The following is a 23,156-nucleotide window of genomic DNA, read 5'->3' as shown; positions in this document are numbered from 1 at the left end:
GTGAGTCGAAGCAACCCTAACGGATGCGTTTATTCACTCGTTTGCTCTTTAAAACTTGTATCGTAACACAACGGTCGGCTGTCCGGCCTGAAGCCCCGGCCGAATCCTGATACTCTGATACCGCTGCGCTTCTTTCTGGATCTGATTATTCCGAACTCCTTTTATGATTGTCAGAATTACATCGGCAACCGCAACGACGGCTGCTCCCCGGGTCGCCAGCCAATACCGATGGTAGTGTTCATTGGCCGTCTGGTAGTAGGGATCGCCTTCTTTTACATTCTTCTGCTGCTCATAAATCGCATACTCATCCCGCGATTTTTGCCGTTCGATCAGCCCATAGGCTACTAACCCATAGCAGCCAATGGCTAGTAGAGGCCGTAAGCCAATTTTAGGTTTAGGGGTTTGTACAAAAATATTTCCGACTCCGGGTGCTACTGCCGACAACAGCGCCCACGCAGGACCTGCATAACGCGTTTTGGGCCGATGGGTTGTATCCACTGCCGAAGCCCCTGAACTGGTGACCACAGTATTCGACGCCACTGTTGTCGGTTCAGCCTTGGTCAACTCAGGTTTGGCGGGTTCTACGTTTACGGGCTCAACTTTTGCAGGTTCAGATTTTACGGGTTCGACTCGGGCAGGCTCAACCTTCGCGGGTTCAGTCTTGACGGCTTCAACACGCTGAGTAACCACTACGGTTTGCGATGCGGGGGCTTGAGAAGCCGGGTTTGAGGTTATGGGCGTTGGCTCAGCCTGAACGCTGTCGGCCGCAAAAATAGAACGCTTAGGGGGGGCGACCCGTTTAGGCTTTCTGGACGCCACTGGGGTCGACGTTACCGACACGGGCGCTGTGGGTTCTGGTTTCGGCTCTGTAGTAGCAACCGGCTTAGTCGAGGCTGGTTTGGGCGAAACAGGCGTTGGCTTTGGGCTGGTGGCCGGGGTCGTTTGCGTTACAACGGACTGCGTCGGCTCAGCCTGTGCGGGCGTAGTCACTGCTCCTGTGTTGGTTCGAACGAATACTCTGGCCTGCACTTCTTCATTCAGCGAATAGCCATTGGCCAATGCATCCCAGATGATACGCCGATCGGACCCAGCCGGAACATTAGCCCCCCAGTCGCCCTGTACAAATTCGGGCAGGATACGCAACGATCCTCGTAACCGACTACGCATCTCAAAATAGACTGAATCGCCGGGTTTAGCATTAATCAGATCATACTGAATTTCGAGCTGCGACGAATCGACTACGCGTATCCGCACATGGCGAACACGCTCCTGCGCCCGGCCCGACAAAACCAGCAAACAGGTAAAGCAGAGGAGTAAAAATAGGCGCATCATAAGTTAATTGCTAACGGTAATTTGTCGGGTGGTTGAAAATTGATCGTCGCACGAATTAGCGAGCGTAAGCGTGACGGTATAGGTACCGGGTTTATCGTAGGTATAGGTTACCCGCGTTCCAACCCGGTTTTTCCCTTTGTTGTCGCCGGGGTCCCAGCCTACAGCCCCAATATTGCCTTGTGGGTTTTCCAGAAAAAAAGTCACATCCAGTGTACCAGCCGTGTACCCAATGGATGCCGACGGTTTGGCGCATACCGGGAAATTCTTTTTTTCCAGATCAAAGGGTTCGCAGGCTACGGTGACCAGACAAACCAGTAAACAGATAAAGCGATGTTGCATAGCTAGTCACTAAAACATGACAAAATAAACAGTAATTACGCAATGAAGACCATCCATTACTTTACATCAATAATCCGGCCATATGGCTCACTTTCGGCTAAAACACTTTTACCATCATCGACAATCTGTAAAGTAACGGAGTAAAGACCGGGTGGTATGGTGGTCGGGATCGTAACCGATTCGGCCGGGTCCCAGCCTCTTCGCTCATCATAGGGCGCAACTGGAGCGTAATATAGCTCTTTGCCGGAAACGGCCGTAAGCTTCAGCCTCGCCGTTTGATAGACCCCATTTATCACCTGCTGCTTCTGACTGGACGAAAAATTTATCCGCATCCCCCGCTGGACGGGAACTGGCGCGTTGAGGGAGCAGGGAGCCGAATCATCGCCAATCGTGCCTATGATGGGTCGTTCGGTATCGTCGCTTGTCACGTTTACCCGCAAACAATAGGTATAAGGCAATTTGACCGCATTCTGCCAAACCCGCATGCTGTACTGACCCGGCAGGAGACCCACCGGAACGGGAATCTGAACCTGACGGCCATACCGATCAAATCGAAGCCCCGACGGTTTGATAACATTGTTCTGATTATCGACCCACTCGATGGCAACGGACCCTTCAAACAAGTTATAACCATCCACCGTCAGAACGTGTCCTACAGCTACCCGATAGCCAAACTCTTTTTTTCTGTACGCCAGATACGGCTCCGACTCATACCTGAATGCCGCCGTGCCCTGTGTTACGACAACGGGCTGGGGCACCTTAAGTGTCGAATTGTCATCCAGCACCAGTTCGATATGATAGCTCCCCGGCAGCACGTTTGCATCATACAAATAAAGGGCTAGCTGGTTCGTATGGTCGCTGTAGTGAATCCGGTACGAATCAGGATAGAGCCACGACAAAGCCGAATCCCGTTTCACCACTACCGTTTCACCCGTTTTGTCGTGCGTCAGTCGGGCTTCTCTGGGCAGCCTGTTTCCGTACAAATTCAGCATCGGAATGGCTAAGTCCATACCGTTTTCATTCCGGATGTTGTAAGCTAGCGGGACAGTCAGCGCACCCACCTGCAAGGGAGCCGAGGGCTTGCGCCTGATCTGATAGGCATAAACGCTCTGGCTGGCCCTGGCGTTTTTTTCGGTCAGGTCAATACGCGAACAGGTATCGCAGCCAAATAAACCACTCCCTTTAATGCCCGACTGTTTGTTGACCCATTCGGCATTATCTGCCAACTCCATACGAATATCGATATAGTCGGGTAGTTGGGCAGGCATGGTTACCCAGATGGTCCGCGTCGATTGGTCGATGGCTATCTGGTCCGATGAAATTCCCGAAAAAGAAATGGATTTAATACGCGGAGAACCATCCAGAAAAGGAGCGGGTTCTACTTCCGAACGATGGCAGGTAACGAACAGCCATACACTGAGCAAATACCCAATCCATACGGTGATCTTTTTCATAGTCGTTGATAATTTTATCAGACCTTATGCCCACATCGACAAATTATAGGGATTAAAACGTTGCCGAAAATAGAATGACGAATCGGCCAGATACGGGTCTTATAGGCAACATCTATTTCTAACCGATTCGTTAGCACTAGTCAAAAAGCAGCTTTTTTTGTAAATTTAACAAGTCAGACGACATATCAACTTCCTTACCCTACATGCGCTGGTCTGCAAAAACAAAAGACGAGTTAGTGGCTGAAATCCAACGGCTCCATCATGAGCGCGACGGCCAACCCCTGACCGACGCCCAACCCCTATTCGATGTCAGACAGACGGTTGACCAACTCAATCTGGTAGGCCTGACCATCCAGCGAGATGGAACCCTTAGCTATGCCAATCCGTATACATACCGCGTTACTGCCTGGCAACCGGACGACATTATCGGACAAAATTTCTTCGATGTACTGATTCCTCCGGCCGACCGGGCCCGGCTTGAAATCGACTTTGAAGAGGCCCTGGTCAAAGATAGTTTTCCCGATCTTCGCGAAATTACGCTGCTGGCCCGGAGTGGCGCTCTCCGTAGCGTACAGATCAACTCGGTTATTACCAACAGTAAAGAAGGTGGCGTCTACTCATTTACCGTTATCGGCGAAGACGTTACCAACAAACGACGTGTAGCCTCGGCTTTATCGAATACCAACGCGCAGTTGCAGGACCTGGTCGATAACACCTCCGACCTGATTCAGCTTCTGACGCTCGATGGCAAGTTCATTTTTGTAAACCGGGCCTGGCGCGAAGTTCTGGGTTACAACTCCGAAGAGATTTCGGCCCTCAACCTACGCGACGTTCTTCATCCCGATTACGCAGAAAGTACGCTCGGCCTGCTCAAACGGATTCAGGAAGGCGACAAACTGCCTTATGTCGAAACCGTTTTTCGGAGTAAGTCCGGCAAAACGCTCTTCTTGTCAGGAAGCGTCAACTGCCGCTTCGATAACGGTCGCCCAACCACGTTCCGTTGTATTCTGCACGACACAACCGGCAAAATCCGCGCCGAAAAATCGCAGAAGCTTTATTACAGCATCGCCAACTGGACCATCAATACCCCGAATCTCAGTGAACTTTACCATAAGATTCATGAAGAACTAGGGAACATTATCGACGCCCGCAATTTTTTCATTGCGCTGTACGACGCGACCAAAACCTATCTGTCTTTCCCGTATTATGTCGATGAGTATTTCGGTAGTGCCATGCGATTCACCAAGCGGAAGCTGGGCAATGGCATTATTGAGTACACCATCCGGGCCAACAAACCACTGTTCCTGTACGAGCGCGACATCCGCCAGTTGGCCGATCAGCACAACATCGACCTGTATGGTCAGCAACAACCCCAGGTGATGCTGACGGCCCCGCTTCGGATCGGCGACGAAATTACAGGGATCATTGGGGTAAAATCGTACGATGATGCCCAGACCTACGGCCCCCGCGACCTGGAATTGCTGGAATTTATTTCGGGACAGGTAGCACTGGCCATTGCCCGGAAACAGTCGGAAGCCCGGCTCGATCAACAGAATGCCCGTTTGAACGCCATTTTCGACAGCAGTACCTACCTGATCTGGTCGGTCAACAAAGCGCTGCATCTGACTTCCTATAACAAAAACTATGCACGACTGATCGATTATCAAACGAATGGAACGCCCCCCATTCAGGCCAACATTACCAATCTGGGCTGGCGAATGATTGGCGACGAAAATCTGAAACGGTTGGAAGAGCGGTATCGACAGGCTTTTCATGGTCATCCGCAGAATTTCGAGCTGCATTTCATGACTCCCGGCGGGGAATCCTACTTTGAATTTCATCTTAACCCTATTTTACTGGCGGGTGGAGTTATCGAAGAAGTTTCGGGTATTGCCCGAAATATCACCAACCGCCGGCAGGCCGAAATCGCAACCCGCCAGAGTGAAGAGAAATTCCGGGGTATTTTCGAAAACCTCCAGGACATCTACGCCCGTGTAGACCGGAAAGGCTGCATCACCATGATCAGCCCGTCGGTATTCAAGCGCATGGGTTACACTCCCGACGAAGTGCTGGGGCATGAAATCAGTCAGTTCTTTATCGACAAGACGGCCATCCGTCGGGCTATGTTCAAGCTGGCCCGCAACCGAAGCCTTCGAAATTTTGAAGCCAGTATGCGCCGGAAAGACGGCAGCGAACGGCAATATATGTTCAACATGCTGATGCTGAACGACAACCCCAGTACAGGATCGGTGGTAGCCGTACTGGCCCGTGATATCACCGAATTGAAACGGCAGTCGGCCGAACTGGAAAAGGCTAAAGACGAAGCCGAGCGTTCGCTGAAGGTGAAAGAACAGTTTCTGGCCAATATGAGTCATGAAATCCGCACGCCCATGAACGGAATCATTGGCATGATCGACCTGCTCAACGACACCCAACTCGATGAAGAACAGCGCAGTTACGTAAAAACCGTCAAACGATCCTCGGAAACGCTGCTCAATATTCTGAACGACATTCTGGACCTGTCGAAAATCGAAGCGGGTAAAATGGTACTCCACGAAGCCCCGATTGCCTTTAAGGAGATTTTCGAGAAGTTAATTGCCCTCTTTGGGCAGCAGGCCAATTCGAAAAACAACGACCTAACTTATAAGCTGGCTCCCGACCTGCCCACGTTTGTGATTGCCGACCAGACACGGCTTCTGCAAATTTTATCGAACCTGACCTCCAACGCCATCAAATTCACTGAAAATGGCACCATCGAAGTCGAAGCATCGCTGGTTAGCAAACGGGGGAAATTCAACCGGATTCGAGTGGCGGTGAAAGACTCAGGCATTGGCATTTCGCCCCAAAATATCAATCTGCTTTTCAACTCATTTAGCCAGGTCGATACGTCATCCCGGAAATCGTTTGGCGGTACTGGCCTGGGGCTGGCCATTTCGAAAGAGCTGGCGCATCTGATGAAAGGAGAAGTGGGGGTTGAATCGACCGTTGGCATGGGTAGTACCTTCTGGTTCATCATCGAACTGAAAGAAACGGCCATCAGCCCAACACAGCAAACGACCGAAGTGGCCGAAATCGCGCTGGCTAATTTCTTCAGTACCTACCATCCGGATGTACTCCTGGTCGACGACAATGCCGTAAACCGCAAAGTGGCCAGCGAAATTCTGCGAAAAGCGGGCTGTATTGTTACCACGGCCGATAGCGGTCCGGCAGCTATTGACATGGTGAAAAGGAGAATGGAGGAAAGGGAAGAAAGTGAACTATCAGCAGCTTCACCTTCCTTCGATGTCATTTTTATGGACATTCAGATGCCCGATATGGATGGGGTAGAAACCACACGCCGACTCCGCGAACAGTTTGGGAAAGACCTACCTACCGTGGTGGCCATGACTGCCTACTCGATGAAAGAAGACCGGGAGCGCTTTATCAGCCAGGGTCTCGACGACTACATTGCCAAACCCATCCGTGCGCAGAGTCTGGTGGCGAAGGTGAAAGAGATTTCGGATGCCAACCGGGTAAAAGCCGCACCGACTCCCGAACCTGTCAAACCCGTTCTGGTTGCTTCTGAACCCGCGCTGCCCATTATCGACGCTGAAATCGTGGGCCAGCTTCGTGACATTGGCGGACATGATCTGGTAGATAGTATCATGGAGGAATTTGTGACCGAAGCCGCCGAACTGGTCGAGGGTTCTCTATCGGCCTATTCACTGGGCGATATACCAACGGTAAAAGGGCATCTGCACACCTTAAAAGGCAGTGCCGGAACCATCGGTGTAGCCCGTGTTGCTGATATTGCCCGAACTGCCGAAGGGAAACTCAAAGTGAATGATACCAGTGGTTTGTCGGATGCCTTACAAGCGCTGGAAAAAGCATTCCGTGAGTTTCTGGTTGAATTGAAAAAATAGACTACCAAATACCATTTACCAATTAGTCTTGTCATCGTATACATCACTGACGTAAACTGACAAGGCTAATTGGCAAATAGCCTGTTGTAGAGCTGCCGAGCGAAGCTATTGGCGAATCCACAAGGGCCCGTTTTTGGAAATTATTTTCCTGATCTGGCCCGTTTCTGATATGGTTTGCAGGTAGCCATCGACCTGCTTCCGATCCATTCCCGACAATTCGGCAAATTCACGGGACGTGTACGTAGCGTGTATAGCAAATAAATTTTGCCAGTCTGTTGCCATAGTCGATTTAGTGACCGAAGGGAGTTGTTTACGAACGGCGTTCTCAAAATCGGCATATGGTTTATACCCATATACTTTTTCCTGATTACCCTTTTGGTCCAGAAAAAATAGGGTTGGAAAGCCTCGAACCCCCAGCTGTCGGGCCAAAGTCAGGTCTTGCTGGAACAGTTCCTGAGCCTGTCCATGGTAGTCGGCCGAAAAGGCTTCCAGATTCAATCCCACTTTGCTGGCCGCAGCTTCTAAATTTTCCCACGTAGCAATATTCTTTTTCTGCAGGAAAACCATTTCCCGAATCTCCCGAAGGAATAACAATCCTTTCGTTTCGCCCTGCAACTGAGCGGCTTTAAAGGCAATCGAAGCTGGGTAAGACGATGGAAGAGGGTCTTCGAGCCAAACATCCCCATCAATGGGCATATCATAGTACAGGCTCACCTCGTCCCAATGGGGTGCCACATCGGATGGCTTACTTATGCCACCACTATTGTAACTCCAGTCGGGTAATAATCCCCCCATTCGGTATTCTATGTCCAGGCTAGGCCCATATTCCAGTTTGAGTTTTCGCAACTGCGGTTCGATTCCCCAGCACGTAGAGCAGATTGGGTCCGTAAAATAGATTATTCTAACGGAGTGGATAGCCAGCGAAGTCGCTTTATTCTGGAGTTCTGAATTAAAATCGGGCAGTTCACACATACCTGATTCAACATCGCATAAAAGTGGATTTGTGGGGTTATTATTCATATTGAGTAGGTTGTCTCGTTTCGCCATGCAGCTTTGCATGAGCAAGTCGGTTGCTGTTGAATTTTCTGATCCCGTTTGCGTTATCTCATCAAGATCGGCTTCGGCCAACGCGCCAAACCGATCTCGCCCAGCAACACCTTATTTGCCGTTTAACTGCAAACGTCTCCACAAAATTGGCTGAATAGCTCGCAAAGAGTCAATTAGTCAGAAAAAGTTGACTATGAAGTTGTTTAAGCTTCCTGCATCTATGGGCTATAAGACGCTTTTTTTTGTCATTGCGACGCAGGAGCAATCTTCGAATAGGCATAAAAAGTATCCTCTTCCGAAGATTGCTCCTGCGTCGCAATGACAAATACAGACGAAACAAAAGTTTAAACAGGTTTCATAAAAAAATGCAAAAAGCTGAAACGAGTTGCCCAGCCGAAGAGCTGTTGAAGCGGCTTTCCGGAAAGCTGAAACCACAAATTTTTCAATTGGCGATGAATGGCCCTTTGCGATTCAATACGTTGCTGCGCCAAATCGAAGGTGCGAATAAACAGTCTCTTTCGGTGGCCTTAAAAGAATTGGCCGACGAAGGCTACCTGAATAAAGTAGTGATCCAATTAAAGCCTCTTCATATCGAATATACCCTCTCTGAGCGAGGGAAAGCACTGATTCCGGTCTTCCAGCAATTAGAGCGGTTATAACCTGACCAACTCACGGTTCTTCCAAATCATCGATTGCGCATTTTCCAGTTACGCATTTAGCACAAACCAGAAAATAAAATCGAAATAATTTTTATACCTCGAAGTTCTATGTACATTTGTCATACATTGTACTTCGAGGTATGCTACAGCAGGAGAATTTAAACAAAGAACTCGTGGCGGCTGCTATGGTGCCCTTAGTGTTGTCGGTACTGGCGCAGCAGGAAAATTACGGCTACGAAATCATTCGACAGGTGCGTGAGCTTTCGGGCGGCAAACTTGACCTGGCCGAAGGAACGCTGTATCCGGTGTTGCGTAAACTTGAGCAGCGGGGGCTCGTCGAATCATTCTGGCAAACGGCTCCGAACGACCGCCAGCGTAAGTATTACCGACTGAAAGAGCAGGGCCGGAATGCGCTGGCTACTGAACGTACGAACTGGAACCTTGTAAACCAACTTCTCCAACATTTATGGATGCCCAACCCCAGTTTAACCTAACTGCAGCCCTGCAAACGTGGCTTAGTCCATTTAAGAAATCGGGTAGTTTTACCGACGATGAGCTAAACGAGTTAACGAGCCATCTACTGGATAGTATGGAGGCTTTACAGGCCAAAGAACTGAGTGAGCAGGAAGCCTTTCTGATTGCTACGCAGCGGCTGGGCCCGGTCGATCTTTTAGACCAGGAGTTTACTAAACTCAACCGTCCCGTACTCCCCCGGCAGGAGCCGGTTATCCTTTTACTCGGCGTTCTGTGCTTTATTGGCAGCAGGAATCTTTTCGAAACCATCACTGGATTTGTACCCGTTTGGCTGGCCAGCTATTGGGGCGACACACGCATCACGCTGCTGCTCGACGCTGGCCTATGCCTGGCTACATTGCTTGGGCTGCAACTTGGCGGCATGCGACTAATCAGGGAGGGGCATTGGCTAGGGCAGAATTTTTTCGGTCGGCTAAAACAACGGCCTGTCGAATTGACCCTGCTGCTAGGGCTACTGGTGGGGGTCTCTGCACTGGGCGCTTACTTTGCCCAGCATAGCTTTGCCGATTTCCTGACGATGACGGCACAGAAGCAGTGGGTCAATCAGCAATTTTATCATATTCACCACATTTGCTGGTTAGGCTTCTACCTGGTCTGGTTGCTGATGTTTTTGCAGGTAGTGCTTCCATACGCAACCAATCAGCGCTTGTTTGTCTGGCTGGAACAGGCTCCGGCAGGTTGGTTAGTGGTGGCAGGCTTGTGCGTCTTTACCTGTTGCCTAGGCCTAAGTATCATGGGAATGCGCATACTAGCACCCGAAAATGGTATTGCCCGCTTCTATATCAGTGCTGGGCTCGCCAGTCTGCTGAGTAGCGTTGTTCTGGCAGGCTCCCCCCGGTATACGGCTTTCAAGCGTCTGTTATTAAGTATAGCTCCTCTTTTTGTATGGTACACCATAGCGCTAAGTACCGCCCTAGTTTATGAAGAAAGGCCATCCTACCTGGTGCTAGACTGGTTTCCGGTTAAGTTTTTCATCTCGGCCCTTGTTGGCACGTTGGCAGGTATGTGGCTGGGCGTATTGAAACAGCGAAATCGGGTAGTCGCGTAAGAAATATCGGCATAAAAATAGCCATCCTGAGGTGTTCGGGATGGCTATTTTTATGTCCAGACTCTACTTACTGCAAATTGGCATCTTCGCGACTGTTGAAGGTATCACCCTGGTTTAAGTCACCCGTTTTAAGTCCTTTTTTGAACCAGTAAACCCGCTGGGCAGAGGTGCCATGGGTAAAGGCATCGGGAACAACACGACCCTGGGTTTCTTCCTGAATTTTGTCGTCGCCGATGGCATTAGCTGCTGTCAGAGCGGATTCCACGTCGTTTTCATCAATGGAAATACTCTGCCCCTGCGCATGATTGGCCCAGACGCCCGCAAAGAAATCGGCCTGTAGTTCCAGCCGAACCGAAACCCGATTATACTCCCGTTCACTTAGCTGCTGCCGCAACCGATCTACCTTATCCATGATCCCTAGTTGTTTCTGAATATGGTGACCAATTTCATGCGCGATCACGTACGACATGGCAAATTCGCCCGGTGCCTGAAACCGTTCAGCTAATTCGTCATAGAACGACAGATCAATGTAAACCTTCTGGTCGGCAGGACAGTAGAACGGTCCCATCGCTTCCTGAGCCGTGCCGCAGCCGGATGTAGTTGTTCCACGGTACATCACCAGCACAGGCTTCCGGTATTGCGCGCCCTGCTCGGCAAAGATTTTTGTCCAGACATCTTCCGTACTGGCCAGTACTTTCCGGGTAAATGAAGCGGCCTGATCATCGGCCTGTTGATTGACCGGAGCCGATGACTGGGACGACCGGTTTAAAATTTCGGATGGATCGCCCCCCAGTAAGGTCACAATGATGGCGATGACAACCGTGCCAATACCCCCGCCAACGAGCAGTCCACCGCCACCGCTTCCCCGGCGGTCTTCGACATTATCACTTTCACGTCCTCCTAACCAACGCATGATTTCTTTGAGTTAATAAATGGTGATGTTACAACTGGTTAATTACATTCTGCTGGCAAGATTACTGTTTCTGCGGATAAATTGTTTATACTCAACCGAATTTTCAGCGAGGTTTCGCGCGTTCGTACTGTACGGGCCAAGCGATGGTATCACTCAGTGTATGAGCCGCATGCAGCGGAAAATACGGATCCCGTAAAAATTCGCGGGCCAGCAGAATCAGATCGGCCTGGCCATTTGCCAAAATAGTCTCTGCCTGTTCGGCCGATGTTATCAAGCCCACAGCCGCCGTTTTGATGCCAGCCTCCTGTTTAATCTGTTCGGCAAACGAAACCTGATAGCCCGGCCCCACCGGAATTTTCGCTCTGGCTACGTTCCCCCCTGTTGAGCAGTCAATTACATCCACCCCTTTTTCAGTGAGAATCTTAGCCAACGCTACTGAATCATCAATTGTCCAGCCTCCTTCGGTCCAATCGGTTGCCGATATACGCACAAATAAGGGCAAATCCTCCGGCCACACGCTTTGGACGCGCTCGATCACTTCCAGTAACAATCGAATCCGATTGCCAAATAATCCGCCGTACTCATCTGTCCGGTGGTTGCTCAGGGGCGACATAAACTGGTGTAACAAATAGCCGTGGGCTGCATGAATTTCGAGTACCTGAAAACCAGCTTCGATAGCCCGTTGGGTTGCTTTTTCGAAATCAACCAGTACTTGTTCGATGCCTTCTGCCGTCAGGGCCAGGGGCGGATGCTGGCCTTCCTGAAACGGAATGGCACTAGGGGCTACAGTCTGCCAGCCCCGCTCTTCCGTTGGGGCAATGGATGCCCCTCCCTCCCATGGCCTACGGTGACTGGCTTTTCGGCCAGCATGTGCCAGTTGAATACCCGCTACCGATCCGTTTTGCTGAATAAACTGCGTAATGCGTTTTAATCCGGCAATATGCTCATCGCTCCAGATACCCAGATCGTCGGGTGAAATGCGACCTTCGGGCGATACAGCCGTTGCCTCCGTAAAAATCAGCCCGGCCCCACCAACGGCCCGGCTCCCCAGATGCACCAGATGCCAGTCGTTGGCAAACCCGTTGAGACTCGAATACTGGCACATCGGCGAAACGACAATGCGATTTTTAAGCTGGATACTTTGGAGAGCCAGTGGCGAAAAAAGTAGAGACATTGTATGCAGTTTATGTGATCATCTATTTAGTATCCAGTCAGAATCAACCCTGACAGTTGGATTACTTCTCTAAACATTCTACGAAACAGGATCGTTGACGAGTGGACAACAATTTTAAGGTCTGTGGTTCTTGTGTTTTTGGTTACTAACTGACCATTACCTGTTCCATAGCTATAAAACTTATTCTCAACGACTATGGCAAATGACTCAAAAATCAGTCGGCGCGACGATGTTCGGCCGACCGAAGGCGAACATAAATACGGAGACGTTGAATTCGCCGACCGAACCAACAAAAAATATCCGATCGATACGCCTGAGCACGTTCGGGCTGCCTGGAGCTACATCAACCACAAAGACAACGCGGCTAAATACGATGCCGACGAGGTTGACACCATTAAAGAGCGCATCAAAAAAGCGGCAAAAAAGCATGATGTAGTTATTGAGGAGGAGTAGAGTGAAAGAGCGAATGAGTGAAAGAGTGAATGAGCGAAAAATAGCTTTCACCAGCAATTCGCTCTTTCACTCTTTCACTCTTTCACTCTTTCACTCTTTCGTTATTTCGTTCGGCAGCCTGATCGGTCAGGGTGGTCAGAACCGATTCGGATAGGGGCGTTTCGCTCGTTTTCCCTTTTGCCCGCTGTTCTTCAATGCCGCCAGGATTGGGTAGTAGCCGGGCCACAACCCCCATCACTTCAGCCAGCAGATTCGGAGCCAGGCCCTGAATTGATGCCCCTAGTTTAGCGGGAAACCCAATGATTCGTTCTGCTTCGCCATAGCGACAAGCCTCTACGATTTCGCGGGCGCACTGGGCAGAGTCGATCGTAAAAAATGGAATTGACCCTGCAATTTTGAACGCGGCATATTCTTTTTCGTTCTGGCCTTTGAAATAGGCATTACGCGGGCTTCCCGTTCGGATCAGACCCGGACAAATGGTCGTTACATAAATGTTTTCTTTCTGTAACTCAGGACGAATCCCTTCTGAATACCCCACAAAAGTAAATTTACTGGCTGAGTAGGTCAGCAAATGCGGTACCGACACCTTACCGCCAAACGAGGTCACATTAACAATACGACCTGCTTTTCGAGGCCGCATATGCGGTAAAACAGCATTAATGGTATGAAAAGCCGACCAGAAATTCGTATCCATCGACTCTCGAAAATCAGCTTCGGTGGTATGCTCGAAGGGGGTAACCAGAATGATTCCCGCATTATTGATCAGCACATCGACAGGGCCAAGTTCCCGCCGAACGTCTTCGATAAAGTCTTCTATCTGGTCTTTATCGGTCAGATCACAGGTTTGGGTATATACCGATCCACCATAGGCCAGCAATTCACTTCGTGCGTCGTTGAGTTCGGCTGGATCGCGGGCACATATGGCCAGGTTAGCTCCTTCCTGCGCCAGAATACGGGCCATTTCGAGCCCAAGCCCACGCGACCCTCCCGTGATTACCACGGTTTTGCCCCGAAAATCCATTTTACGATGCCTGGCCAGCCCCGCCTTTACGGCTGCCCAGGCACCAATTCCTGCTAATCCCCACAAAAGGGCCTTTGTTTGCGTTGAGACAGTCATCCTGGTAGGTTCAACTTCTTGAACAGAGATAACTGCCGGTAGCCGGAAAGGTTATCGTTGCCAACGCAATGGTCCCTCTGTCTGTCTTAATCCGTTATCTCGATTCGGTAAAGGGTCTTGCATGTACTACTCAGGGAACTCCCCTTCAGAAAAGGCGTATCGAGCGTGACCTGTTTCTCCGAATTAATCATCAGCGAGAGTTCATTAAATGGATTTTGTGAACGCTGGAAATACGTCGCCGGAATCGTAAAGGCACCTTTACCCGATTCTATCTGCTTATTCAGATAATCGGCCACGTCTGTACTGTGGCCCTCGTAGTGTACATTGTTCCACTCATCGACGGTACGGTACTGTTTTGACACCGTCAACTCCGTTTTGGTGGTTTCGCCCTGCCACTTTTTCCAAAGGCGAAGCAGCCAGCTATCGGATTCTATAGCCTGCCAGTACAAGGTTAATGCCCGACGTCGGCTGTGTGTTTTAGGAGGCAGAAACAAAGCAGGCGTAAGCGCAGGCTGCACCTGTATGGTACCCAGGCTGTATTCTTTCCCATCGGTCAGTACAATCGAGACGGGATACGCTTTGGCCGCGTCGATATGCCAGGAGGTATCGGCTAGTGTATAATAGGCATAGGTACTGTAATAATTGGTTGACCCGGTCGTCAGCCGCAGTTTACGTCCATCCACTTTCAGGTGAATATCAGGGTTAGCTACTGAGCGATCGTTGGCATCTTTAACATAGGCCTCCACACGCTCCGTTCGTTCACCGTCTTCATCGACAGACTGGTAAAAGTTAACATTCACCCGAAGAAGCGATGGTTCGACCACGGCTCCTGTCGACAGCGATGAATTACTACATCTTATGAATAGCAGGCTTATCGGAAAAAATAAAACGCGCAGAACCGTACGAAGCAGGGGTGTCATGGGGTTCTAAACCTCAAACGGTAAGTCGTACTCTTTCGTGATCACTTTAGAAGAGCGCGTTTTTACGTCTACTCTGGCTTTCAGAGGAGAGCCCAACACCAGGTAGTTCTTTATAAATTGATCGGGATGTACCATCCACGACTGATCTTCCAGCAGGTATGCATCGACGCCGGCTTTTGAAGCCTGATACGCCCAGCGCTCTACAATCAGCGGTTCGTAGTTGACGATATAACCCAGATACCAGACCTGAATACCGGGTAAGGATTGATTACCCAATTCGGAACAGCTCATAACCGTAACTTTCAGTGATGAACCGTCTTCCAGGTCTTTCACTGCCCACTCGTCGATGATCGTTTTTTCGTTTGCCATTTTCCTGTTGTCGTGATTTTGTCAAGAAAGGGGATATGCTCTTGCCGCTACAAAACAATACGTCAGCAACTGGCCATCAATGAGGAAATGAATAACTGGTAGCTATGAGTGAATAAGTAGCCGATTTAGGCCATTTCTGGTTCGGCATTCCACCAGGCAGGCAGGTTTGACCCCGTTTTAACTAAGTGGTAACTTCATAATAAATTCACTGCCCTCGCCTTCCTGACTTGCCACGTCCAGAGTGCCACTATGGCCCTTCGTTACAATGTCATAGCTCAGACTCAGCCCCAACCCGGTGCCCTCCCCCGTTGGTTTAGTGGTAAAAAATGGCTGGAAAATCTTGGCTTTGACGGCCTCCGACATACCCGTTCCATTGTCTTTAACCCTGACCACAACTTGTCCCTGCTGCCGATCGGTGCTGACCCATATAGTTGGTGTATACCCTGTAGGTTCCTGATTCTGACGCTGGCGTACCGCATACAACGCATTCTGAAAAAGATTCAGTAAGACCCGGCCTATATCCTGTGGCACCAGGTTCAGTAGGGGAAGGTCGGGAGCAAAGTGGGTCTGAAGGGTACAGTTGAAGGTTTTGTCGTTGGCTCGCTGTCCCTGATACGCCAGCCGGAGGTATTCGTCGGCCAGGTCATTCAGTTGAGTACGTTGTCGTTCGCCCGTTCCCGAACGGCTGTGCGCCAGCATACCTCGCACAATTGTTCCGGCCCGATTACCATGAAAGATGACTTTTTTAAGATTTTGATCCAGATCATTGGCCAGGGTCAACACCTCATCGATGCGGCCAGCCTGCGCTTCCTCTTTCAGTTCCTCTAGGAGTTCGACATTCACCTCTGAAAAGTTATTGACGAAGTTGAGCGGATTCTGGATCTCGTGTGCGATGCCAGCGGTCAGCTCGCCCAGACTGGCGAGCTTCTCGGACTGAATCAATTGATTTTGAGCAATCTTCAGCGTATGAAGCGATTGGCGTAATTCGGCCCGAAGCTCATCCTGCTTCTGTAGAAAACTTTCGAGCAGAAAGAAAATGATCGCACAGACAATAATCAGATTAAAGGAAAAGAAAATGAGGATAATACCGCGAGGCAGTATCGTTTCGGTTCGGCCGAAAAAATACTCCCAGCCGGTGACGCCCACAATAGCGACCATGAACAAGTAAAAACTGAGACGGGCAATTCGGCGCGATGCATAAATAAGAGCCCCTGCAGGCGCCAGAAACGTCGACAGAATAACCGCACTGGCATCGACATAGCTGCCGATAGCAAGCTGGGCCGCTAAAGGGAATATAAAAATTAGCCCAAGCTGAATACTGCCAAAAACCTGATACTGATGCGAAAAACGCAGATACAGGATGTTGAGCAGGCATACGGGCACGTACGTATAAACCACAAAAGCGAGCGAAGAGAATCCTAGAAAGGAATAAATCAACGAGTAACACAAGCCCGCTACCACGGTAAAAATGGCCAGCAAAACGGCAGACGTTCGTTTTTTAAATTCTTCAGGCTCTAATCCGTCAAAACCAAATCCTTTCCAAAAATTATCTTTCCAGTGTAACCGTGTGCTCATAACAGTTAGGCACGAGTAGACTGCCTGGTAAAGAGAACAATATACACCCCATCAAGGATAGCCGTAACGACGCACATCGACAGCAGAAAAGGGTCGGTGAAATGCAGAAAACAAAATACGGATATCAGGAGTGTACCTATCCCTTTACACCAGGCGGTTGGATAGGAAAACAACGTCCAGTTATTAAGCCGTAAAGCCTGCGTGATGTATAAGGCCGAAATCAGTATGTTCAGCAAGTAGCCGGAGTAGGCTCCCATGTGGCTCAGGGGGGCATCGTAAACCGCAATGTAATAATACAGCAACGGCAGCCAGCACAGAATACCCAGCCCCGTTAAAAGACCAACGTGCTGGCGAAGTATCGGGATGCTAATTTGCTTTTTACCGTATCGTATGGCACCGTATACAATAAAACAATCCATAAAAAACCAGACACGATACCCCCACATAAACAGGCTCCCCATATCGGGCACAAAGACCCAGCTCCACAGAAATTCCCAGACAATATTTCCCCAGATCGTTACGATGGGAATTTCGACAAACTGATGCCGTTGGATGTTGCGTAGCGTGAAGAAGTAAACAACCACCCAAAGGAAGCAGCCAGTCCCAAACGTGATGAGTTCAAGATTTGTATAATCGTGTTGGTTTATCATCGATTTTTTTGGGTCCAGGTAGTAAGCGCAGTCCAGGCGGTATACAAAAGAAATCCAATCGCATAAAGTATACCCCAGATCACCATCAAAGCATCGAACCAGCCGGGCGTCTTTTTGTAAGGCAGCCCTCGTCCAAAACGCCAGTTATCATACCATTTGAAGGGGGCGAAAAAGACCGGCTCATGCAGATTCCAGACCGAGCAGAGCGGGGCATCTACCCCCGATACATCGATGATGCTGTTGACCGCCCGCCGGGCTGCTTCATTGGCACCTTCCATCGTAGCCAGGTCGGTGTTGGTGCGCACATAATCCGAAGCCAGAAACAGATTCGACAAGCCAGGGATATAGGCGCTGGGCCGTTTGAACCAACTGTTTACGGTATTGACCAGCAACGGCTCGTGGTTGATCAGCACCTCTCCTTTCTGACCTTTCTGACCCACTACCGAAGCCGTTGGATCGCGCTTACCGGGTGGGGCCTGTTCGTTCAGCGAGTGGTCCAGAAAGTAGCCCCGGTACACGAGATCATTTTCCCGAAAAACGCCTTCCCGCATCTCATCGCTGAGCACAATAGTACCATCCACATTCAGGCTACGTTTCAACTGCGCCCAAACCCGGTCGGCAATTTCATCGAAGCTTTGGCAATCTTTGGCTTTCTTGGGAGGTAGCCCTGGCAGGTCGGGGCTATCTGTAAGCCAGTCCGATATATCGACCGACAGAATGGCTTTAACCCGTTTGTTGCCACGCCTGCTGATGTCGTAATCATCCCAAAAGGGAAGTTGTGAGATCGAGGTTAGCGCCCATTCGCTATCGACATAGATACAATGCCCATGCACCACCTCGATAACCTGATTCAGGTAAAACTGAATCCCATTCATCCAGGCCACATCGGCAGCCAGATCGTCCAGGTATTGCAGGCTACCAATGCTTTGTTTGAGTTCATCGGGCAATACGGCTGCGGCTACTTCGACGGGCGTAGCCAGGATGTAATAATCCCCTTTGGCAGGTGGATCGTATGGGGCGTCTTTCTCCCAGTTCTGAATATCGACCGATTGAACCGTTCCATTCACGCAGTTTATCTGCTGCACCAGCGCACTTTTGAAAAAACGCACGCCTTTGGCGGTCAAATATTCCTCCCAGGGCTTCAGCCACTTTTCGTTTGTAGGCCCGTTCAGTACCCGGTCGGTATGCATGCCAGGATTGGCGATATTGAACAGGAGCTGAATAAAAATATCGCCCCCGGTTTTGGTACTGGCAAATTTGGCATTAGCCGCCACCAGCGTTCGCGTTAAGCCTTCTACCAGCAGGTGCCGATAAGCCTCGCTATGCTGATCGGCTTCCATGTACTGCCACCAGCCCGTTTTCTCATACTCCATATCCCGCCGACGCTGACAGGAGGTCATCAATTGCCAGACTTTCGTCGCAAAAAAGTGCGCTTCGTCAGGCAGCAATCCCGTATCATGGGTGTGTAATACTTCCAGAGCGGCTTTCAGATCGGCCAGCGATTTCGGAAAGCTAACAATGGTGATGATCGGCTTTTTCCCGTTTCTTAAAATCCCAACCCGGGTTACATCGACCAGGTTGTTATACACACCCTGGGCATTCTTCTTTCCATCTGGAGCAGTATAAGGGATTCGTTGCATGGTATCGGTAATGTGCCGATAGAATCCCGGAAAGAATCGGAAACCATGTTCGCCGGGCAATGACTGAACATCTGCGCCAGGCCCCGTTGAATGTTGTCCATTAGGGTCGTCGGGCGATGAGCCGGGTACGTTTACGCTACGAGCCTTACCACCCATGTAGTACGGTTTCTTCTCGTAGATATCGACAGAAAACCCACGTTCAATCAACTCGTGGGCCGCACTCATACCCGCCACCCCTCCACCCAATACGATGACTTTCATACAGTTAAAGCTCTGAAGAGGAATACCGAACAAGGTATAATTTTTTTTACAAATTAATATATACCTGCTACAATAAATTATAGTTAAGGCAATTCACGCAATATTATCCTGCTCATTAACTGATTCCCTCCGTTTTATCCTGTTTACTGCCGATAGCTGTTTCCGCTGGCATTATATACCCATTGTCTGCCTCCCCGATCAGTAGTAATTGTCCTTAACGGGTTTCTTACTGTAGGCATAGGCTTCGTTGTGCTGAAACGCTCTGTACTGCCAGCCAGTAGCTCGACTTATGAAAACACTTACCACACTTCTTTTAGGGATTACTGTAGCCATGCAACTGGCCATGGGGCAATCCATTGACTCGAAAGTATACGTCTGGGCAGACCTGCCTGTCGTCAAAAAAGGGGCATCGGCACAACGACCGATTCTAGAGGGGAACACGACCGACTTCAGCCACCTCGAAGTTCACGCCACAACGCTACCTCCCCATCAGGCTCCTCACCCTGCTCATAAACATGATGATGAAGAGTTGATTATCATTAAAGAAGGCAAACTGACCATTACTATTGAGGGACAGACCAAAACACTAGGAGCCGGGAGCATTGCCCTGATCATGCCGGGCGATGTACATGGCTTCGATAATACAGAAGAAGCGCCAGCTACCTACTACGTCATGCGGTATACGTCCAGGAAACCCGTCGACCTCAACCGAGGCCGGAAAGCCGGAGGCTCCTTTTGGATCGATTGGAACGAGGTCCCATTTCAGCCACACGATAAAGGAGGAATCCGGCGGATGTTCGACCGGGCTACGGCCATGACCAATCGATTTGAAATGCACATAACAACCCTTCGTGAAGGGCTATGGAGTCATGCTCCACACACGCACCGGGCAGCCGAAATCCTGCTGATGATCGATAATAAGGCTCAGGAAAGCATCAATGGCACACTCTACCCGTCGGCCAAAGGTGATCTGATTTTTCTGGAATCGAATGTCCCCCACGCCCTTCAGAACCTGAGCCAGGGCAACTGTATGTACTTTGCTTTTCAATTCGACTAGTCCATCCTATCCCTATGAAGCCTTTACCTATTTTTAGGCCCAATTTTTATACCTTTCAATAAAGAATGTGCGTGAATTTCTCTAGGAAACCTACCTTTACAAGGCCCATAAGTAAACTATATTTCAAACCAAAGATACTTATACTTTTTCTTTACGCCTGACAAAAATACGTTTACCTATAAACGCTTTTCGCTAGGAATACCCACTCTCAATCTACGTTAAGCGCTAACCATAGTACAAAATACCCTTTTAAAATACTTATCTATTCCACCCCATTAAACCAGCTATCCAGACACTTGCTCACGATTGCCTGGATACAGAGTACCAACGCATATGAAAACCATCATCGGCCTCACCATCTTTTTTCTGTGCCTCAATTTCTCCGCGCAAAGCCAGCAGCTGTATATCAACGAACTGATGGCCTCCAACCAGACCACCCTCGCTGATGGCTCGGGCAACTTCGAAGACTGGCTGGAAATCTATAACCCCAACTCCTTCTCGGTCAACATCGCTGGCTACTTCATCACCGACAACCTGGCCAACCCCACCAAATACCAGTTCGTCTCCGGTTCATCCAAAACCATCATCCCCGCCAACGGCTTTCTGCTGGTGTGGGCCAGCGGACAGACCAGCCGGGGTGCCGATCACATCGGCTTCAGCCTGTCGGCCAGTGGGGAGCAGTTGGGTCTTTACCGACCTGACGGTAGCACGCTGGTCGACACGCTGAGTTTTGGTCCGCAGCGGGCCGACATTTCCTGGGGCCGTCAGCCCAACGGCAGCGCCAACTGGCTGTATTTCAAAACGCCCAACAGCAGCCCCAAAGCCTCCAACAACGGAAAAACTGGCTACACAGAATGGCTGTCGGGCCCAACCTTTTCCCAAACAGGCGGATTTTATTCAACTGGTTTTAATCTGTCTCTAAGTGCATCCGACCCTACGGCCACGATTTATTACACGCTGGATGGCTCTGACCCCGATCCAACGAATCCCAATTCGGTTACGTTTTCCTACAAAAACAGCTATAAAGAACAACCGAGCCAACCTTCAGGCCCGTTACTGACAGGCTCCTATCAAACTTTCCCTTATTCCAATACGATCGCGATTACCGACCAAACGAGTTCACCGAATAAGTTGTCTGTCAAATCATCGACCTGGAATTATACTCCCACCTATTTCCCAACCAGTCCGGTTTTCAAGGGAACCGTGGTACGGGCTGTGGTGTATAAGCCCAATGCCATCCCTAGTGATATTGTTACACAAACCTACTTCGTTTCGCCTACCTTGCCACGGTATAATATACCCGTCGTTTCGGTATCGCTGAACGAAAAACACCTGTTCGATTACAATACGGGTATTTATACAGCCGGAAAAACCTTCGACACCTGGCGGGCCGCTAACCCCAGCGCAGGCAGTTCGTTTTGTACAACCGGAAATTTTTTCAATGAAGGCGATGCCTGGGAACGCCCCGGAAATGTTGAATTCTTCATCAACAACGCTTCAGTCATCAACCAGCCAATTGGGCTGCGTGTACACGGAGGCTGTTCCCGCTCAGTACCCCGCAAAAGCGTGCGTTTGTACGGTAGCCGTGATTTCGACTACCCTTTCTTCGACAATCGTCCAACCAGTGTTGTGTATGATCGGCTATTACTCAGGAATGGAGGTAACGATTGGGATTATACCACTCTGGTCGACGCCTTCGGCCAAACGATGGTTCGACACCTACCTTTCGATACCCAGTCGAACCGCCCAGTGGCTTTGTTTTTCAACGGCGAATATTGGGGTGTTTCCAATCTTTACGAACGTTACGATCGGTTCTACATCAACCAGAACTATGGCGTAGCTACCGACAGTGTGGATATGGTGGAAGTCTCCCAATATACCTACGAGCCTACCGAGGGGGATTTAACCAATTTTACCACTTTTAAGAACTACTTCACCAATACCAGTCCGGTCAACTACACCTACGTGCAAACCCTGATGGATGTAGAGAGTTTCGCCGATTATCAGATGTCGGAGATTTACGTTGCCAACACCGACTGGCCTCACAATAATCTCTCTATGTGGCGCAAACGGACCAGCCAATACCAGCCCAACGCTCCTCGTGGACACGATGGCCGCTGGCGATGGATGATTCGGGATCTCGACTGGGGAATAACCGGACAGAACTATGCGCAGAAAAATCTATTCCCGACAGCACTGGATACGGGTCAGGATGCGGAATTCACGGTTTATTTACGCCGGTTGCTGGACATTCCTGCGTTTAAAACCTACTTCATCAATCGCTTTGCCGATTTACTCAACACTACCTTTAACCCCACCCGAACAACAGCCTTGCTGACTTCCATGCAGCAGCAGTACCAGCCCAATATGGCTGAACATTTCAGTCGGTGGGTAACTGGCACAAGTTATAATACCTGGCTGGGAAATATTGGCAACATGATGAATTTCCTGCAAGTACGGCCCGACTCCGTCCGAAAGCATATACGGCAACAGTTCAGCCTAACTGCCAACCGGAGCCTGACCCTCAACGTCTCCGACACCACNCGNGGATTNGTCAAAGTCAACTCCATCGCCATCCAACCCGCCACCGTCGGCGTACCCCAGCAACCCTACCCCTGGACCGGCATCTACTTCCAGGGCAACCCCGTCACCATCACCGCCACGCCCAAACCCGGTTACAAGTTCACCCGATGGACCGAAGCCAACAACACC

General features: G+C 50.0%; 19 protein-coding genes. 7 read left to right on the top strand and 12 right to left on the bottom strand.

From position 1 onward, the window contains the following. Positions 1–48 precede the first annotated feature (48 nt). The 3 genes from B153_RS0125235 to B153_RS0125225 are packed head-to-tail and all read right to left on the bottom strand — an operon-like array spanning position 49 to position 3,125. Entirely contained in the window at positions 49–1,332 is a 1,284-nt protein-coding gene (locus B153_RS0125235) for a ribonuclease E domain-containing protein (protein ID WP_245564944.1), read from the bottom strand. 3 nt (positions 1,333–1,335) lie between these two features. After that, on the bottom strand, positions 1,336–1,671 hold the full coding sequence (locus B153_RS0125230; RefSeq protein ID WP_020599528.1) for a PKD domain-containing protein: 336 nt from the start codon (positions 1,669–1,671) through the stop codon (positions 1,336–1,338). A gap of 56 nt (positions 1,672–1,727) precedes the next feature. Then, complete coding sequence (locus B153_RS0125225) at positions 1,728–3,125, bottom strand: hypothetical protein (protein ID WP_020599527.1); 1,398 nt, start codon at positions 3,123–3,125, stop codon at positions 1,728–1,730. Positions 3,126–3,328: 203 nt separating this feature from the next. Here B153_RS0125225 and B153_RS0125220 point away from each other — a divergent pair, with 203 nt between their 5' ends. Next, on the top strand, positions 3,329–7,027 hold the full coding sequence (locus tag B153_RS0125220; protein WP_020599526.1) for a PAS domain S-box protein: 3,699 nt from the start codon (positions 3,329–3,331) through the stop codon (positions 7,025–7,027). 105 nt (positions 7,028–7,132) lie between these two features. Here the strand turns inward: B153_RS0125220 and B153_RS0125215 are convergent, their stop codons facing one another. Then, positions 7,133–8,074 carry a ClpXP adapter SpxH family protein gene (locus tag B153_RS0125215; RefSeq protein WP_245564943.1) on the bottom strand — a complete coding sequence of 314 codons (942 nt, stop codon included), beginning with the start codon at positions 8,072–8,074 and terminating at the stop codon, positions 7,133–7,135. A 365-nt stretch (positions 8,075–8,439) separates the two neighbouring features. On the opposite strand from B153_RS0125215, the gene B153_RS0125210 reads away from it, so the two are divergent. The 3 genes from B153_RS0125210 (at position 8,440) to B153_RS0125200 (ending at position 10,315) form a co-directional block, all read left to right on the top strand. Continuing rightward, on the top strand, positions 8,440–8,733 hold the full coding sequence (locus B153_RS0125210; protein ID WP_020599524.1) for a winged helix-turn-helix transcriptional regulator: 294 nt from the start codon (positions 8,440–8,442) through the stop codon (positions 8,731–8,733). Between the two features lie 140 nt (positions 8,734–8,873). Next, complete coding sequence (locus tag B153_RS0125205; RefSeq protein WP_020599523.1) at positions 8,874–9,227, top strand: PadR family transcriptional regulator; 354 nt, start codon at positions 8,874–8,876, stop codon at positions 9,225–9,227. After that, positions 9,200–10,315, top strand: a complete 1,116-nt coding sequence (locus B153_RS0125200) for a permease prefix domain 1-containing protein (RefSeq protein ID WP_020599522.1) — start codon at positions 9,200–9,202, stop codon at positions 10,313–10,315. The genes B153_RS0125205 and B153_RS0125200 overlap by 28 nt, the downstream gene beginning before the upstream one ends. A gap of 67 nt (positions 10,316–10,382) precedes the next feature. On the opposite strand, the gene ypfJ is transcribed toward B153_RS0125200, so the two are convergent. Continuing rightward, positions 10,383–11,228, bottom strand: coding sequence for a KPN_02809 family neutral zinc metallopeptidase (gene ypfJ / locus B153_RS0125195; protein ID WP_020599521.1), 846 nt, complete (start codon positions 11,226–11,228; stop codon positions 10,383–10,385). Positions 11,229–11,331: 103 nt separating this feature from the next. Next, positions 11,332–12,402 carry an NADPH dehydrogenase NamA gene (gene namA, locus B153_RS0125190; RefSeq protein WP_026262442.1) on the bottom strand — a complete coding sequence of 357 codons (1,071 nt, stop codon included), beginning with the start codon at positions 12,400–12,402 and terminating at the stop codon, positions 11,332–11,334. A 195-nt stretch (positions 12,403–12,597) separates the two neighbouring features. Between namA and B153_RS0125185 the strand changes: the two genes are divergently transcribed. Continuing rightward, on the top strand, positions 12,598–12,855 hold the full coding sequence (locus tag B153_RS0125185; protein ID WP_020599519.1) for a DUF6582 domain-containing protein: 258 nt from the start codon (positions 12,598–12,600) through the stop codon (positions 12,853–12,855). An 82-nt stretch (positions 12,856–12,937) separates the two neighbouring features. Here B153_RS0125185 and B153_RS0125180 read toward each other — a convergent pair whose 3' ends face one another. The 6 genes from B153_RS0125180 to B153_RS35865 form a co-directional block, all read right to left on the bottom strand. Beyond that, positions 12,938–13,972, bottom strand: a complete 1,035-nt coding sequence (locus tag B153_RS0125180; RefSeq protein ID WP_026262441.1) for an SDR family NAD(P)-dependent oxidoreductase — start codon at positions 13,970–13,972, stop codon at positions 12,938–12,940. Positions 13,973–14,058: 86 nt separating this feature from the next. Beyond that, the gene (locus tag B153_RS0125175) at positions 14,059–14,892 is read right to left on the bottom strand and encodes a hypothetical protein (protein WP_020599517.1); all 834 of its coding nucleotides are present in this window, start codon (positions 14,890–14,892) and stop codon (positions 14,059–14,061) included. A gap of 6 nt (positions 14,893–14,898) precedes the next feature. Next, positions 14,899–15,261 carry a hypothetical protein gene (locus tag B153_RS0125170; protein ID WP_020599516.1) on the bottom strand — a complete coding sequence of 121 codons (363 nt, stop codon included), beginning with the start codon at positions 15,259–15,261 and terminating at the stop codon, positions 14,899–14,901. Positions 15,262–15,438: 177 nt separating this feature from the next. Continuing rightward, positions 15,439–16,836 (bottom strand): sensor histidine kinase, encoded by a 1,398-nt coding sequence (locus B153_RS36910; RefSeq protein WP_020599515.1) that lies wholly within the window; start codon positions 16,834–16,836, stop codon positions 15,439–15,441. Between the two features lie 5 nt (positions 16,837–16,841). Then, positions 16,842–17,486 carry a transmembrane-type terpene cyclase gene (locus B153_RS0125160; protein WP_020599514.1) on the bottom strand — a complete coding sequence of 215 codons (645 nt, stop codon included), beginning with the start codon at positions 17,484–17,486 and terminating at the stop codon, positions 16,842–16,844. After that, positions 17,483–19,387, bottom strand: coding sequence for a hydroxysqualene dehydroxylase (locus B153_RS35865; RefSeq protein ID WP_020599513.1), 1,905 nt, complete (start codon positions 19,385–19,387; stop codon positions 17,483–17,485). Before B153_RS35865 ends, B153_RS0125160 begins: the two co-directional genes overlap by 4 nt. A 289-nt stretch (positions 19,388–19,676) precedes the next feature. Between B153_RS35865 and B153_RS0125150 the strand changes: the two genes are divergently transcribed. Continuing rightward, positions 19,677–20,444: a cupin domain-containing protein gene (locus B153_RS0125150; protein ID WP_026262440.1), complete on the top strand. Its 768-nt coding sequence runs from the start codon at positions 19,677–19,679 to the stop codon at positions 20,442–20,444. A gap of 333 nt (positions 20,445–20,777) precedes the next feature. After that, a partial coding sequence (locus tag B153_RS38060) for a CotH kinase family protein (protein WP_020599511.1) occupies positions 20,778–23,156 on the top strand: 2,379 nt, incomplete at its 3' end.

This window comes from Spirosoma panaciterrae DSM 21099 (genome assembly GCF_000374025.1).
GTDB classification, from domain to species: domain Bacteria; phylum Bacteroidota; class Bacteroidia; order Cytophagales; family Spirosomataceae; genus Spirosoma; species Spirosoma panaciterrae.
The sequence above is the reverse complement of the archived record's forward strand: the minus strand, read 5'-3'. Positions and strand labels throughout refer to the sequence as shown.